The sequence below is a fragment of the Xanthomonas boreopolis genome (genome assembly GCF_046529185.1).
Taxonomy (GTDB): Bacteria; Pseudomonadota; Gammaproteobacteria; order Xanthomonadales; family Xanthomonadaceae; genus Pseudomonas_S; species Pseudomonas_S boreopolis.
Genome location: NZ_CP097162.1, coordinates 757193 through 771980, shown reverse-complemented (window position 1 = coordinate 771980; position 14788 = coordinate 757193). Strand labels below are relative to the sequence as shown.

Genomic DNA, 14788 nt, shown 5'->3' with positions numbered 1-14788 from the left:
CGCGGGAGCGGCCTCAGCCGCTCCTGCAGGGTTGTTCCGCCAGCCATTCCGTGCCTGCCTCTCTTGCCGTTCGGAGGAATCCCATGTCACTGACGCCCCTCATATCCGCCTGGCCCGCCGCCCCGCTGCAGGACCGGGTGATCCTGGTCACCGGCGGCGCCCAGGGCATCGGCCGCGGCATCGCCCAGGCCGTGCTCGGCGCCGGCGGCCGCGTGCTGATCGGCGACCTCGACGCGGAAGCCGGCAAGGCCTGCCTGCGCGAGTGGAACCTGCCCGGGCGGTGCGCGTTCGCCAGGCTGGACGTGGCCAGCGAACGCAGCGCCGCGCGCTTCGCCGCGGCCGCGCTGGCCCGGTTCGGGCGCATCGACGGGCTGGTCAACAACGCCGGCATCGCCGACCCGCACGTGCCGCCGCTGGACGCGCTGGACTGGAGCGAATGGCAGCGCCGGCTGTCGTCGCTGCACGGCGCGTTCCTGTGCAGCAAGCACGCCCTGCCCGCGCTGCGCGAAGCCGAGGGCAGCGGCGCGATCGTCAATATCCTCTCGACCCGCGCCTACCAGTCCGAGCCGCACAGCGAGCCCTATGCCGCGGCCAAGGGCGGCCTGCTCGCCTTCACCCACGCGCTCGCCCTGAGCGAAGGACCTGCGGTGCGGGTCAACGCGATCGCGCCGGGCTGGATCGCCACCGACGACTGGCAGGCCCCCGCGCGGCGGCGCACGCCGAAGCTGTCGCGCCGCGACCATGCCCAGCACCCGGCCGGGCGGGTCGGCGCACCGCCGGACATCGCCCAGCTGGCGGTATACCTGCTCTCGCCCGGGCTGTCCGGGTTCGTCACCGGCCAGGACTTCGTCGTCGACGGCGGGATGACCCGCAAGATGCAGTACGCCTGAGCCTGCCGGTTGCCGTTCCGCGCCATCGGATGGCGCGCGCGGCCATTCGTTCAAATTCCGTCAACATTTCGCAAAGGTTTCGACATACAGTGCCGCGGCGCGGAAAGACACCGCGCGGTCGCCGGCCTTGCGCAGGGCCGGAAGGAACCCAGCCAGCGCACCAAAGGACCCGATCCATGCCGTTGCACCCCTCCGTTCTCCCGGCGCCGCATGGCGCTGCCGCCCCCGTTCGCCCGGCCCTGCGCCGCAACGCGCTCGCCTGCGCCTGCGCCGGCCTGCTGCTGGCCTCGGCCGCCGCCTCGGCGCAGGACGCCGCCCCGCGCGGTGCCGACACGGCCACCTCGCTCGACCAGATCACCGTCACCGCCGAGCGCCGCGAGCAGAACCTGCAGGAGGTCCCGGTCTCGGTCGGCGTGATGCAGGGCGAGGCGATGCGCAACATCACCGCCGGCGGCGACGACACCCTGCTGGCGCTGTCCGGCCGCGTGCCCAGCTTCTATGCCGAGACGACCACCGGCCGCATCTTCCCGCGCTTCTACATCCGCGGCCTGGGCAACATCGACTTCTACCTCGGCGCCTCGCAGCCGGTCTCGATCATCCAGGACGACGTGGTGCTCGAGCACGTCGTGCTGAAGTCCAACCCGGTCTACGACCTGGACCAGGTCGAAGTGCTGCGCGGCCCGCAGGGCACGCTCTTCGGCCGCAACACCACCGCCGGCATCGTCAAGTTCGACTCGATCAAGCCCAGCGACGAGTACGCCGGCCGGGTCAGCGCCAGCTACGGCAGCTACAACACCGTCTCGCTCGACGGCGGTTTCGGCGGCCCGATCAACGACGTGCTCTCGTTCCGCGTCTCGGCGCTGTACCAGCACCGCGACGACTGGGTCGACAACACCTACCGCGGCCCCAGCGCCGACGGCACGGTCACGCCCAAGAAGGACGCGATGGGCGGCTACGACGACCGCAACGCGCGCCTGCAGTTGCTGCTCAAGCCCAGCGACGAGTTCTCGATCCTGGCCTCGGCGCACACCCGCGACTACGACGGCACCTCCACCCTGTTCCTGCGCGGCGCGCTCACGAAGGGCTCCAACAAGGTCGACGTGCCACGCGACAAGGTCGCCTACGACGAAGCCCACGACAACCCGCAGGCCTACAAGACCCACGGCGGCTCGATCAAGGCGGTCTACGACTTCGGCAACGTCTCGCTGACCTCGATCAGCGCCTACGAGACCACCTCCGGCTACAGCCGCGGCGATACCGACGGCGGCGCCGCGGCCGACTACCCGGTCAACGGCGTGCCGAACGGCTACGGCCAGTCGATGGGCCAGATCCGCGACCTCGACCAGTACACCCAGGAACTGCGCCTGGCCAGCGACGAGACCGATCCGCTGTCCTGGCAGGTCGGCGCGTTCTGGTTCGACGGCCGCGACACCACCGATTTCTACCAGCGCGCCTATTTCCTGGAAGGCGCCGCGCGCAACCCGAACAACTGGGTGCGCCTGCGCAACAGCAACACTTCCTGGGCCGGGTTCGGCCAGGTCAGCTGGAAGGCCACCGACCAGCTGACCCTGACCGCCGGCGTCCGCCAGACCCGCGACTCCAAGGAAACGCGCCTGCTGAAGACCGCCGACCGCGCCGACGGCACCGTCACCTATACCGGCCGCCGCGACGTGAAGATGGCCGACACCCAGCCGAGCTGGGACCTGAGCGCGATGTACCAGTTCACCCCCGAGTTCGGCGCCTACGCGCGCGTCGCCCGCGGCTTCCGCGGCCCGACCATCCAGGGCCGCTCGGCGGTGTTCAACGCCGACTTCACCACCGCCGACTCGGAAACCATCCTGTCGTGGGAAGCGGGCATCAAGAGCAGCCTGTTCGACAACCGCCTGCGCCTGAACGCCACCGCGTTCACCTACACGGTCGACGACATCCAGCTCAACGGCAACGACTCCAACGGCAACGGCGTGCTGTTCAACGCCGACAAGGCCAAGGCCTACGGCCTGGAGGCCGACCTCGACTGGCGCCCGGTGCCGAACCTGGCGATCAGCGCCGGCCTGAGCCTGCTGCACAGCGAGATCAAGGACAAGCGCGTGTACGCCCAGGTCTGCGGCCTCAACGGCGTGGTGGTGTGCACGGTCGACGACCCGACGATCAAGGTCGGCGCCAACACCTTCGCCCAGATCGACGGCAACCCGCTGCCGAACGCGCCCAAGTACAACCTCAACCTGAGCGCCCGCTACGACATCCCGGTCGACGACGGCGGTTCGTACTTCGTCGCCACCGACTGGAACAAGCAGGGCTACACCAGCTTCGTCCTGTACGACAGCACCGAGTTCAACGCCAAGGGCAGCTTCGAGGGCGGCCTGCGCGTGGGCTACACCGGCGGCTACGGCGCCTGGGAAGTGGCCGCGTTCGCGCGCAACATCACCAACGAGAAGAACCTCAAGGGCGTGATCGAGAACTACATGGCCGCGGTGTACAACGAACCGCGCATCGTCGGCGTGTCGTTCAACCTCAACTGGCCGTGATCCGCGGGCGGTGATTCACGAAGGGCCGGCTGCCTGCAGCCGGCCCTTCGTATTTGGACGTGCGGGACTCGGGACTCGGGACTCGGGACTCGGGACTCGGGACTCCAAAACAGGAGCTTCGGCCTCGATTGCCTGCCAAGTGTTTTTTTAGGCTTTTTGCGCCGATTCTTGCTCTTTTGTGGGAGGGGCTTCAGCCCCGACAGAAGGCCGGCAAGGCCTGTCGGGACTGAAGTCCCTCCCATACCTGCACTCGATCCGAAGCGGGCTTGTTGCTTTTCCGGGTCCCGGTCCCGGGTCCCGGCTTCTCAGGTAAAGCCCGTCGAGGCTGAAGCCTCTCCTACAAACAGCGCTCGATCGAAGCAGGCTTGTCGCCTTGCCGAGTCCCCAGTCCCGAAACCCGAGTCCCGGCCTCATCCAGACCGGCATTCCTCCAGCAACCGCTGCGCCTCGTCCAGCGATGCCACGATGCGATGCCCCAAGGCCAGCACCGCCTCGTCGGGCGCCACCAGGTCGGGAATCTGGATCGGCGTCATGCCCGCCGCCAGCGCGGCCTGCACGCCGGTCGGGGAATCCTCCAGCACCAGGCAGTGCTCGGGCGCGATGCCCAGCTTGCGCGCGGCCAGCAGGTAGATGTCCGGCGCCGGCTTGGCGTGCTCCACGTCGCTGCTGGTCGCGACCGCGTCGAAGCGCCACAGCAGGTCGGCCGCTTCGAGCTTGCGCAGCGCCAGCGGCCGCTGGGTCGAGGTGCCCACTGCGCGCGGGATGCCGTTCGCCGCCAGCCATTCCAGCAGCGCGATGATGCCCGGCCGGTGCGGAATGCCCTGCTCGACGACATCGCCGTACAGCTCGCGGGCGCGGCCGAGCAGCGCATCGGCGCGCACCTCCCCGATCCGTTCGGCCAGCATCGCCCGGCACGCCGCATCGCCCTTGCCGACCATGCCGAGCCAGTAGTCTGGCGCGATGTCCTCGCCCAGCAGCGTGCTCGCCTGCGCCAGGCATTCGATGATCGCCCGCTCGCTATCGAGCATCAGCCCGTCCATGTCGAAGATCACCGCCCTCGGCAACGACGGCAGCGGCAAAACCGCGTTCATGTGGATTCTCCTGCGAACAACGCGTCGAGATCGGCCTGCGCCAGCGCGCGCCATTGTCCCTCGGGCAGGCCGCCCAGCCCCAGCCCGCCGATGCGGCTGCGGTGCAGCGCGACGACGCGGTTGCCGGTGGCGGCGAACATCCGCCGCACCTGGTGGTAGCGCCCCTCGTGCAGGGTCAGGCGGGCGCGGCGGGCATCGAGCGCTTCCAGCTCCGCCGGCAGCAGCGGCTTGGTTTCCGACTCGAGCATCAACGTGCCGCTGGCGAACAGCTCCGCCTCGTCGCCGCGCAGGTCCTGCGCCAGCTCTGCCTCGTACACCTTGCCGAGCCTCGACTTGGGCGAGACGATCCGGTGCAGCAGCGCGCCGTCGTCGGTCATCAGCAGCAGGCCGCTGGTGTCGCGATCGAGCCGCCCGACCGGCGAGATCAGCGGCGAGCGCAGCCGGAAGCGCGGCGGCAGCAGGTCGTAGACCAGCCGGCCGCTGTCCTTGGTCGAGCAGGTGTAGCCGACCGGCTTGTGCAGCATCAGCGCGAAGCCCGGCGGCGGGTCCAGCGCCTCGCCGTCGAAGCGGATCGCCTCGTGCGGCACCTGGTCGTCGGCGTACAGCACCTCGCCCTGCGCGTCGGTGAACAGGCCCTCGCGGAACATCTGCTGCACCTGCCTGCGGCTGCCGTAGCCGAGGTTGGCGATGTGCTTGACCAGCTTCATGCGCGCGCCCCGCGCACCGCGGCGATCGCCTTGAAACCGTCGCGTTCGGCGAGCACCTGCACCGCGTCGAACTGCGCGCCCAGCACCTGCTCGTAGGGCAGGTGCCGGTTGGCGACGAGCAGCAACCGGCCACCCGGCCGAAGCGCGCGGGCCGCCACCTCGATGAAGCGCCGGCCGATGTCCGGCCTCTCCTCGCGCGACGGCGCGTGGAACGGCGGATTGCTGACGATGAAATCGAAGCTCCCGCTCAACCCGGCGGTGACGTCGTGCCAGTGGTAGCCGAGCCGCACCTCGTCCTCGAACGAACGCAGGTTGGTCCGCGCCAAGGCCAGCGCGCGCGCCTCGGCCTCGTAGAGATCCAGCGCCCGCACCTGCGGGCAGCGCCGCAGCAGCTCGCTGGACAGGTACCCGTAGCCGGCGCCCAGGTCGGCGCCGTGTCCGGCCAGATCGGGCGGGAACTGCCCGGCCAGCAGCGCCGAGGCCGCATCGATGCGATCCCAGGCGAACACGCCCGGGCGACTGCTGAACCGCCCATCGAGGATCGGGCGCGGCGCGTCCAGCGCCAGCCAGCGCGCCAGCAGGTCGCCGTCATGTCGCCCCTGCAGCGGTGCGGTCCAGTAGACGCGGCAATGGTTCTTGGTCAGCTTGCCGCCGAGGCCCGCCAACTGCTGCAGGTCGCTCTCGCCGGACTTGGCGCCCTCATCGTTGGCCTGGCAGGCCAGCACGACGCCACCCGGCGCCGCCAACGACACGGCCCGCGCGAACAGCGCCCGCGCCTCGTCGCGCTGCCGCGGCGGCAGCACCAGCACCAGCGGATAACGCGCCCCGGCCGACTCGACCGCGGCCTCGTCGAGCACCGTCCAACCGCCCCGCTCCAGCGCATCGGCGAACGGCCGGAAACTCTGCTCGCACAACAGCCCCTCGGCGGCGGCATGCTGGCGCAGCGGCCAGCCCTCGCGCGCGCGCAGGAACAGCACGCGCCCGGCCGGCCAGCGCAATGCGCCTTGCGCGAACGGCAGGAACAGGGTTTCGAGCGGAGCGTCTTGCGTGGCGGGCATTGCGGGCGACGACAACGGGGAGCCGCACATTCTATCGATTGCGGACGAAGGCCGCTGTCCGGCCCACTATCTGCCCCGAGCCAGCGCCCTCCTTGGTTTTGTCTTTGCTGTCGCTGTTGCTCCTGATCTTGCCCTGGATAACACCTCCTCGCGCAGCGGCGCGCCGACCTCTCCTGCGGCGTGCGTGCACGAGCAAGGAAAAGTGACTCGCCCGAAAGGGCGAAAGCTTTTGCTCTAGGCAAACACAATCGACTCAAACCGCACCGGGAAAAACCCGTCGGGACTGAAGTCCCTCCCACATGTTCATCCGCGGGTTCCATCCACGAATCTCTGGTCCGCAGCGCAGCCGCAATCCTTGTCCTGGAGAAACGACACCGGCATCGAATTCCTCCACTAATGAAGGAACCCATCATCAATATCACCGCGCACGCATCGCGGAAACGCGAAAAAAACAGCCCGCCTGCTGCCGCGCAGCACGAAATCGCCTTGCGACGCTTCAAATCCCTATGCTCCAATCGGATCGCAGCACGAAGCTGCAATCCATAAGCCGCAACACGACTACATGGAGGGGGACAGAATGATTCTCGAGCAACCGTGGTTGAAGAGTTATCCCGCCGGCGTGCCGCACAAGATCGACCCCGACGAATACCCGTCCATCGTATCTGTCCTGCAATCCTCCCTCGAAAAATACCGCGACCGTCCCGCGTTCTCCCACATGGGACGTTCCATCACCTACGCCGAGGTCGACGCCTACAGCAGGCAGTTCGCGGCCTACCTCGCCGGCGAACTGAAACTCAAGAAGGGCGATCGCCTCGCGATCATGATGCCCAACTGCCTGCAGTACCCGATCGCGCTGTTCGGCGCCCTGCGTGCCGGCCTGACCGTGGTCAACACCAACCCGATGTACACCGCCCGCGAACTGAAGCACCAGCTCGTCGACTCCGGCGCCAGCGCCATCCTGGCCCTGGACAACTTCGGCAAGACCGTGCAGGACGTGATCGCCGAGACCCAGGTGAAGCAGGCGATCACCACCGGCCTGGGCGACATGCTGCCGTTCCCCAAGGGCAGCATCGTCAACTTCGTGCTCAAGCATGTGAAGAAGATGGTGCCGGACTACCGCCTGCCGGGCGCGATCCGCTTCCGCGAGGCGCTGGCGCTGGGCGACAGGCATCCGCTGCCGAACGTGGACATCGCTTCGGGCGACATCGCCTTCCTGCAGTACACCGGCGGCACCACCGGCGTGTCCAAGGGGGCGATGCTCACCCACCGCAACCTCGTGGCCAACATGCAGCAGGCCTCCGCCTGGATCGGGACCAATGCCCGCATGGGCGAGGAAGTCATCGTCACCGCGCTGCCGCTGTACCACATCTTCGCGCTGACGGCGAACTGCCTGGTCTTCATGAAGTTCGGCGGGCGCAACCACCTGATCACCAATCCGCGCGACATGCCCGGGTTCGTGAAGGAACTCGGCAAGGTGCCCTTCACCGCGATCACCGGCGTGAACACGCTGTTCAACGGCTTGCTTAACACGCCCGGCTTCGACCAGCTCGACTTCTCCAACTTCAAGCTCTCGCTCGGCGGCGGCACCGCCGTGCAGCGCGCGGTGGCCGAGCGCTGGAAGAAGGTCACCGGCTGCACCCTCGTCGAGGCCTACGGCCTGACCGAGACCTCGCCGGCGGCCTGCATCAACCCGATGGACATCGCCGAGTACAACGGCTCGATCGGTTTGCCGGTGCCGTCCACCGAGGCCTGCGTGATGGACGACAACGGCAACGTGCTGGGCACGGACGAGATCGGCGAGCTGTGCATCCGCGGCCCCCAGGTGATGAAGGGCTACTGGCAGCAGCCGGCCGAGACCGCCAGGATCATCGACGAGCAGGGCTGGCTGCATACCGGCGACATGGCGCGCATGGACGGCGACGGCTTCTTCTACATCGTCGACCGCAAGAAGGACATGATCCTGGTCTCGGGCTTCAACGTGTATCCGAACGAGGTCGAGGACGTCATCGCCCTGATGCCCGGCGTGCTGGAAGTGGCAGCGTTCGGCGTGCCCGACGAGAAGTCCGGCGAGGCGGTCAAGGTCGTGATCGTCAGGAAGGATCCCCACCTCACCGAGGAGCAGGTCAAAGCGCATGCGCGCGCCAACCTGACCGGATACAAGCAGCCCAAGTACGTGGAGTTCCGCACCGAGCTGCCCAAGAGCAATGTGGGCAAGATCCTGCGCCGCGAATTGCGCGCCGAAGCCGCGGCGCAGTGAACCCGCGCGAATTCAGGCGACGATGGTTCGATGCTGAAATATCTTCGTCGCCGCGCAAGCGGCGATGAAGAGCTTGAAGCAACGCACCCGCCAAAAGCGCTGTCCATCACGAAAACGAAGCACGTACGCCAGCCAGGCGCGCCATTTGCGCCGCGCGCTTCCGCGTGAAGACTCCAAAGCGCGCCACCGCATCGCATGCCCGCTTGATCGCGCGGCTGCCCCAAGTATGCTAGGCCCCGCGGCAGACGCGGCGCATCGCGCCTCGTGCAAGGAATTCCACGACAGGCTGCAAGCCTGCATCGCAGAACAGGAGCCAGGATGCTTCCGCAAGCCAATCTCGCTTCCACCGGCACGTTGACGCGGATCGACGACGACCCGGTGTTCGCCTCGCGGATGCAGAAGCTGGTCCAGCTCTCCCGCGAGCGCCACGTCAATTCGTTCTCGCAGATCGACTGGCCCGAATCCATCCCGGACGACGAGTGGTGGCTGTCCCCGGAATTGCTGAGCGTGCATGGCACGGAGTACATGGACAGCCTGCCCGAAGCGCAGCTCAAGCGTCTTTCGAAGTGGGAGTGCGTCAACGCCTTCAGCCTCAACGTGGAAGGCGAGCGCGAGCTGATCAACCGGCTCTCCGCGCAGCTCTACGCGCCCGACCTGCCCAACATCGAGGCCTACATCCACCACTTCATCGACGAGGAAAACAAGCACCTGTGGTTCTTCGGCGAGTTCTGCCGCCGTTACGGCGGCAAGATCTACTCCAGCAAGAAGGTCGGCCTGGCCGACGAGCGCTTCGGCATGCAGATGGAGTTCTTCCTGCTGTTCGCGCGCATCTTCCTGTTCGAGGAGATCGGCGGCTACTACAACGTCGTCGCCGGCGGCGACGAGCGCGTTTCGCCCTTCGTCCGCCTGATCCACCAGGTCCACCATGCCGACGAGGCACGCCACATCACGTTCGGCCGCGCGATCCTGGCCCAGGCGAAGGACATCGCCTTCTCCGCGAGCACGCCCGGGGAACGCGAGGCCGCCGTCGCCCACCTGCAACGGTTCGTGCAGGTCTCGATCGAGGCGCTGTACCAGCCGGCGATGTACCGCGACAGCGGCATCGAAGGCGGCGTGGCGCTGCGCCGCAAGCTGCTCGCGCACCCGGCGCGGCGCGAGCACCACGCATCGGCCCTGCTGAGGCGCCCGTTGAAGTTCATGGGCGAGATCGGCATCAGACTGGAAGGGAGTCCCGCTTGAACATCCAGGCATCGGGGATCGAGACCCTGCGCGAGTGGCTGCTCGAGAAGCATCCGGACATCGCCCGCATCGACGACGACACCGATCTGTTCGAGCGCAAGCTGCTCGACTCGATCAACTTCGTGGAATACATCCTGATCATCGAGGAGCTGATCGACCGCGAGATCCCGGTCACGCCCGACCTGATCCCGAGGACGTCCACGCTCGCCCGCGTGCGCGACAACTTCCTCGCCGGTGCCTGACGGGCGCAACGCGCGCCGAGGAGGCGCGCTGGGGAGGAGAGCGTGGACGCCGGTCCCATGAAGGGGCCGCGCGAGGAGGTTTTCCGCAGTACCCATCGCGCCGACCTACAAGGAGTTCCCATGCAGCGCCCCGAAGTGAGAGACCCCAGCCCCTTCGTTCCCGCCCATGCGGTGCCTGCGATCCTGGTGACGGGCGCGACCGGCTTCCTCGGCGGCCACTTCCTGCTGCGCAGGATCGAGTGGCCGGGCATCGTCCATGCCCTGGTCCGCGGCGAGTCGGAAGCCCAGGCGCGCGCGCGGCTCTACGACCATCTCGCCGAGTGCGCCGCCTCGTACCCCAGGCCCCTGCCCCGGGAGCTGCTCGATACCCGGCTGCGGGTGGTGACCGGCGACATCACCCTGCCCGACTGCGGGCTGGACGCGGACGCGCTGGCGCGGCTGCAGGCGGCCGGCGTGCGCGATTTCTGGCATTGCGCGGCCAGCCTGAAGTTCGAGGACCGGCACCGCCGCGAGATCTTCGACCAGAACATCGGCGGCACCGCCAACATGCTCGAGCTTTTCCGCAAGGTCCATCCGCGCGACGGCGGACCGGCGGAGTTCGTGCACATCTCCACCGCCTACAGCGTCGGGGCGACCCAGGGGGTGATCGAGGAAGCGCGCCATGCCCCGGATCGCGAGTACAACAACGCCTACGAGGAGAGCAAGAACCTGGCCGAGAACCGCGTGGTCGACTTCTGCGAGGCCCACCGGCTGAGCTACCGGATCCTGCGCCCGTCGGTGGTGATGGGGCCGCGCGCGAGCCATCACAGCGGCACCACCCGGTTCGGCGTGTACGGGTTCACCAAGGAGGTCTACCGGCTCCGCGAAACGCTCGCGAAACTGAAGCAGCCGCTGGAACTGCTCGGCAGCGCCCGCGCCACCGTGAACCTGACGCCGGTCGACGAATGCGTGTACGACATGCTCCGGCTGTCCGCGGAAGGGTTCGGCGACCAGCGCTTCTTCCACCTGTGCAACCCGGAAGGCGTCAGCATGGCCGGGCTGATCGCCATGGTCGATCGCAAGACCGGCGCCGACCGCCTGGCCTTCGTTTCCGAGCGCAGCCAGCAGGGCAGTCCGCTGCAGGACCTGTTCGACGAGCGCACGCGGTTCTATGCCGGCTACTACAAGGGCGAGAAGCGGTTCGCGCGCAAGGCGCCGCCCCAGCCGCAGCTCGACTGGAACGACGTCGACCGCTACCTGGCATCGTTCCTGCAGGAACTGCAGCAGGAGGAAGTCGGCAGCGTGGGCTTCCGCCCGCAGACCGTGTCGGCCCGCGACGGCGCCACGCTGAAGGTGTTCTCCTACGGCAGCCCCAGGCTGCCGCCGCTGCTCATCGCCAATGCCTATGGCATGCCGGCCGAGTTCATGCTGCCGCTCGCGCAGCGCCTGCACCGGCACTTCCACGTGGTGACCTGGGAGTGCCGCTGGGTTCCCGATGCCGGGCAGCCGTTCGACCCGGGCGATTGCAGCTCGCTCGCGCATGCCCGGGACATGATCGACATCCAGGACGCCCTGGCGCTGAAGTCGGCCAGCGTGGTCGGCTGGAGCAGCGGCGCGCAAGTCGCGCTGCGCGCGATGGCCGCCTTCCCCGACCGCATCCGTGCCGGGCTGCTGCTCAATCCCGGCGTGTCGATCCCGCCCTCGGAGACGGTCCGCGTGACCCGCTTCGAGACCGGGATCCGCTCGCTGTTCGACAAGATCGCAGGCAACTACCGCATGGCGGAGAAGTATTGCGAGCTCATCTACGGCGCGGCCTCCTCCGATGCCGGCGACAGCCGGATGCTGAGCGGCATCCTGACCAGCACCGATCCCTACCTGCTGTACATGACCAGCCTGCCGTTCCGCACGCCCGAGTCGCTGTACCGCTACGCCAACATGATGCGCACCCTGTTCGCCGAACGGCCGGATGCCTGGACCCGCGACGTGACCCAACCGGTCCTGGTCTACGTCGGCGACCGCGACGCGGTCACCCATCCCGACGTGGGCCGGGCGCTGTGCGACGGCCTGCGCCAGGGCCGCCTGCACCAGGACGCGGAGGGCGACCACTTCAGCCATTACTACGACCAGCGCGTGGCGGAACTCGTGCGCCAGCATCTCGCGCCCGACCGGCAATACGCCGCCTGACCAGGTAAGCCTCCATGCACACGCTCCACGCCGCCGACTACTTCCTGCGCTCCGCTGCCCGCCATCCCGACCGGCCGGCGCTGTGGGTCGACGGGACGACCCATACCTACCGCGCGTTGCAGGCGCACGCGCAGAAGCTCGCCGCGCGCCTGCGCGCCATCGAGGGCCCCGTCTGCGCGACCCTGGGCGAGCGCAGCCTCACCGCCTACTGCGCGCCGCTCGCCTGCATGCTCGCCGGCAAGATCCACGTCCCGCTCGGCGCCAGCTTCCCCGAGGCGCGCATGGCCAACATCCTGGAGCGGACCCGGCCGGCGGTGCTGGTCTGCGACGAACCCGGCCGCAAGCACCTGCCCGGCCTGCTCGCCAGACTCGCCTTCCCGGTCGTGGTGATGTCGCCGGAGTCGGACCTCGACGAGGTTTCCCCGCCGCCGCCGCTTCCCTTCGCGGCAAGCGCCCCCGCCGCGTCGGAACTCCCGGTCGCGGACGCCGACATCGCCTACGTGCTGTTCACTTCCGGCAGCACCGGCCAGCCGAAGGGCGTGGCGGTCGGCCACGCGGCGCTGTGCGCCTATGTCGAGGCCGTGCTCGCGCGCTACCCGCAGCTCGACGAACGGCAGCGCTGCACCCAGTTCTTCGAGCCCACCTTCGATCTCTCGCTGCACGACATGTTCGTCACCTGGGCGGCGGGCGCGTGCCTGTACAGCATTCCCCGGTCCGTGCTGATGATGCCGACCGGCTTCGTCAACGAGCATCGCCTGACCGTCTGGTTCTCGGTACCGTCCCTGGCCGCCACGCTGCAACGCTACCGGCTGCTGGACGCCGGCGCGCTGCCCACGCTGAAGCTCGCCCTGTTCTGCGGCGAAGCGCTTCCCGGGCCGTTGGCCAGGACCTGGCTGGCGGCCGCCCCCCATGCCCGCTGCGAGAACCTGTACGGCCCCACCGAAGCCACCATCGCCTGCACTGCGCACCGCGTGGGCGTGCAGGACGGCGAACGCACCGTGGTGCCCATCGGCACGCCCCTGGCCGGCATGGAGATCGTGACGACGCGCGGCGACGGCAGCCGCTGCGAACCGGGGGAGACCGGCGAACTCTGGCTCGGCGGCGCGCAGCTGGCCCGTGGCTACTGGGGCGATCCGGAGCAGACCGCGGCCCGCTTCGTGGAGGCGCGCTTTGCCGGGCTGCAGGCGACGCGTTGGTACCGCACCGGCGACCTTGCCAGGATCGAGGCCGACGGCACCGCGCTCTTCTGCGGCCGGGCGGACCGCCAGATCAAGCTGCGCGGCTACCGCATCGAGCTGCAGGAAGTCGAGGCGCACTTGCGCGAGGCCTGTTCCACCCCGGAACATCCGGCGCAGGTGGCCGTGGTTCCGGTCTTCGCCCATCCGGGGGAGGCCGCCAGCGGCATCGCGGCGTTCGTGGTCCGCGCGCAACTCGACGTGCGCGAGGCCTTCTCCGCGATGAAGCTGCGCCTGCCCGCCTACATGGTGCCTTCGGAGATCCACGCGCTGGACGCGCTCCCGCTCAACAGCAACGGCAAGACCGACTACGCCGCCCTGGCCGCGCGCCTCCAGGCGAAACCGCCGGCGGCGCGCACGCATCGGAGCACGGACAAGGCGAGGGTGGAATGAACGGACAGGCGGCGACACGGTGCATCTTCTGCGGCATCGCCAGCGGCAGGCTGCCGGCGAGCGTGGTCCACGAGGACCCGGACTGGCTGGTGGTCATGGACATCCATCCGATCCGCGAAGGCCACGCGCTGGTCATCCCGAAGCGGCACGTCGGCAGGATCGCGGAACTGGACCTGGCCGCACGCCAGACGCTGTTCGCGCTCGCCGAGCGCGTGCTCGGCGCGCAGGAAGCCAGCGGTTACGCCGCCGGCGGCGGCAACCTGCTGCTCAACGACGGCATCGCCGCGAACCAGCACATCCCGCACCTCCACCTGCACTGCATCCCGCGCCGCCATGGCGACACCGCCGGCTTCGGCCTGCGGCTGCTCGCGCGTACCTTCGGCCTGTTCGGGGCGAAGACCGCCCGGGGCAAGCTCGACGCGATCGCCAGCGCCCTCGCCGTGCACGTCCGCGCCGACCGCGCGCCGTGACGACCGGGGGCCCGGTCACGTTTGCGGATTTATGTACGCGTCCTTGACCTGCGGCGAATGCGGCCCTGCCTAGGCTGGGCACTCGTCCGTTGCGGAGAACATCATGCGAGCCCTGTTCGTCGGCGGTGTCGTGGACAACAGCGAAATGGACATGGACGATGCGCCGCCGCCCCTGCACTACCCCGCCAACACCGGCAGCGGCCGCCCGCGCTATCGGCTGCACCAGATCGGCACGCGCGAGGACGGCAGCATCGCCTACGCCGTCTACGGCGCGCCGGAAATGCCCGACGAGGACATCGCGCGGATCGCCGAGGAGCGCGGCTACGCGCGCCGCTTCGAGGCCACGCCCGAATCGCCGGATGCGTTGAGGCAGTCGTAGCCCACCGCGCGCCGACGAACGACCGGGGCTACCGGTACGACTGTCGTCGGCCGCGTGGCGGACGGACGCAACGCCTTTGCACGCGATCGGGACCGAAGTCCTCGCGCGGGACATCGGGGCCGCCCGGATCCCTCATCGG

The 14788-nt window shown here is 68.8% G+C and carries 12 protein-coding genes; 9 read left to right on the top strand and 3 right to left on the bottom strand.

Going from position 1 to position 14788, the window contains the following annotated elements; translation table 11 throughout:
- Positions 1-83: 83 nt before the first annotated feature.
- Both M3M27_RS03500 and M3M27_RS03495 read left to right on the top strand, forming a co-directional pair.
- Complete coding sequence (locus M3M27_RS03500) at positions 84-890, top strand: SDR family oxidoreductase (protein ID WP_434027170.1); 807 nt, start codon at positions 84-86, stop codon at positions 888-890.
- 176 nt (positions 891-1066) lie between these two features.
- Entirely contained in the window at positions 1067-3415 is a 2349-nt protein-coding gene (locus M3M27_RS03495; protein WP_434027169.1) for a TonB-dependent receptor, read from the top strand.
- 410 nt (positions 3416-3825) lie between these two features.
- Here M3M27_RS03495 and M3M27_RS03490 read toward each other — a convergent pair whose 3' ends face one another.
- From M3M27_RS03490 to M3M27_RS03480, 3 genes are read right to left on the bottom strand one after another with little or no spacing between them, the layout of a single operon-like run.
- Complete coding sequence (locus tag M3M27_RS03490) at positions 3826-4506, bottom strand: HAD family hydrolase (protein ID WP_140727278.1); 681 nt, start codon at positions 4504-4506, stop codon at positions 3826-3828.
- A complete protein-coding gene (locus M3M27_RS03485; protein WP_434027168.1) occupies positions 4503-5213 on the bottom strand; it encodes a pseudouridine synthase in 711 nt (236 codons plus the stop codon). Before M3M27_RS03485 ends, M3M27_RS03490 begins: the two co-directional genes overlap by 4 nt.
- The gene (locus tag M3M27_RS03480; protein ID WP_434027167.1) at positions 5210-6271 is read right to left on the bottom strand and encodes a class I SAM-dependent methyltransferase; all 1062 of its coding nucleotides are present in this window, start codon (positions 6269-6271) and stop codon (positions 5210-5212) included. The genes M3M27_RS03485 and M3M27_RS03480 overlap by 4 nt, the downstream gene beginning before the upstream one ends.
- 577 nt (positions 6272-6848) lie before the next feature.
- Here M3M27_RS03480 and M3M27_RS03475 point away from each other — a divergent pair.
- The 7 genes from M3M27_RS03475 (at position 6849) to M3M27_RS03445 (ending at position 14649) form a co-directional block, all read left to right on the top strand.
- Entirely contained in the window at positions 6849-8528 is a 1680-nt protein-coding gene (locus M3M27_RS03475) for a long-chain fatty acid--CoA ligase (RefSeq protein ID WP_434027166.1), read from the top strand.
- Between the two features lie 318 nt (positions 8529-8846).
- The gene (locus tag M3M27_RS03470; RefSeq protein WP_434027165.1) at positions 8847-9767 is read left to right on the top strand and encodes a diiron oxygenase; all 921 of its coding nucleotides are present in this window, start codon (positions 8847-8849) and stop codon (positions 9765-9767) included.
- Positions 9764-10009, top strand: a complete 246-nt coding sequence (locus M3M27_RS03465) for a hypothetical protein (RefSeq protein WP_434027164.1) — start codon at positions 9764-9766, stop codon at positions 10007-10009. Before M3M27_RS03470 ends, M3M27_RS03465 begins: the two co-directional genes overlap by 4 nt.
- A 120-nt stretch (positions 10010-10129) precedes the next feature.
- Entirely contained in the window at positions 10130-12172 is a 2043-nt protein-coding gene (locus M3M27_RS03460; protein ID WP_434027163.1) for an alpha/beta fold hydrolase, read from the top strand.
- A 14-nt stretch (positions 12173-12186) separates the two neighbouring features.
- A complete protein-coding gene (locus tag M3M27_RS03455; RefSeq protein ID WP_434027162.1) occupies positions 12187-13800 on the top strand; it encodes an amino acid adenylation domain-containing protein in 1614 nt (537 codons plus the stop codon).
- Positions 13797-14270, top strand: coding sequence for an HIT family protein (locus M3M27_RS03450; RefSeq protein ID WP_434027161.1), 474 nt, complete (start codon positions 13797-13799; stop codon positions 14268-14270). Before M3M27_RS03455 ends, M3M27_RS03450 begins: the two co-directional genes overlap by 4 nt.
- A gap of 103 nt (positions 14271-14373) precedes the next feature.
- Entirely contained in the window at positions 14374-14649 is a 276-nt protein-coding gene (locus M3M27_RS03445) for a hypothetical protein (protein ID WP_140727296.1), read from the top strand.
- Positions 14650-14788 lie beyond the last annotated feature (139 nt).

What these genes read in the sequence shown, in the direction of transcription:
- M3M27_RS03455 (WP_434027162.1), top strand. Translation starts at nt 12,187, where the DNA reads ATGCACACGCTCCACGCCGCCGACTACTTCCTGCGCTCCGCTGCCCGC.
- M3M27_RS03470 (WP_434027165.1), top strand. Translation starts at nt 8,847, where the DNA reads ATGCTTCCGCAAGCCAATCTCGCTTCCACCGGCACGTTGACGCGGATC.
- M3M27_RS03500 (WP_434027170.1), top strand. Translation starts at nt 84, where the DNA reads ATGTCACTGACGCCCCTCATATCCGCCTGGCCCGCCGCCCCGCTGCAG.
- M3M27_RS03445 (WP_140727296.1), top strand. Translation starts at nt 14,374, where the DNA reads ATGCGAGCCCTGTTCGTCGGCGGTGTCGTGGACAACAGCGAAATGGAC.
- M3M27_RS03450 (WP_434027161.1), top strand. Translation starts at nt 13,797, where the DNA reads ATGAACGGACAGGCGGCGACACGGTGCATCTTCTGCGGCATCGCCAGC.
- M3M27_RS03460 (WP_434027163.1), top strand. Translation starts at nt 10,130, where the DNA reads ATGCAGCGCCCCGAAGTGAGAGACCCCAGCCCCTTCGTTCCCGCCCAT.
- M3M27_RS03495 (WP_434027169.1), top strand. Translation starts at nt 1,067, where the DNA reads ATGCCGTTGCACCCCTCCGTTCTCCCGGCGCCGCATGGCGCTGCCGCC.
- M3M27_RS03490 (WP_140727278.1), bottom strand. Translation starts at nt 4,506, where the DNA reads ATGAACGCGGTTTTGCCGCTGCCGTCGTTGCCGAGGGCGGTGATCTTC.
- M3M27_RS03480 (WP_434027167.1), bottom strand. Translation starts at nt 6,271, where the DNA reads ATGCCCGCCACGCAAGACGCTCCGCTCGAAACCCTGTTCCTGCCGTTC.
- M3M27_RS03485 (WP_434027168.1), bottom strand. Translation starts at nt 5,213, where the DNA reads ATGAAGCTGGTCAAGCACATCGCCAACCTCGGCTACGGCAGCCGCAGG.
- M3M27_RS03475 (WP_434027166.1), top strand. Translation starts at nt 6,849, where the DNA reads ATGATTCTCGAGCAACCGTGGTTGAAGAGTTATCCCGCCGGCGTGCCG.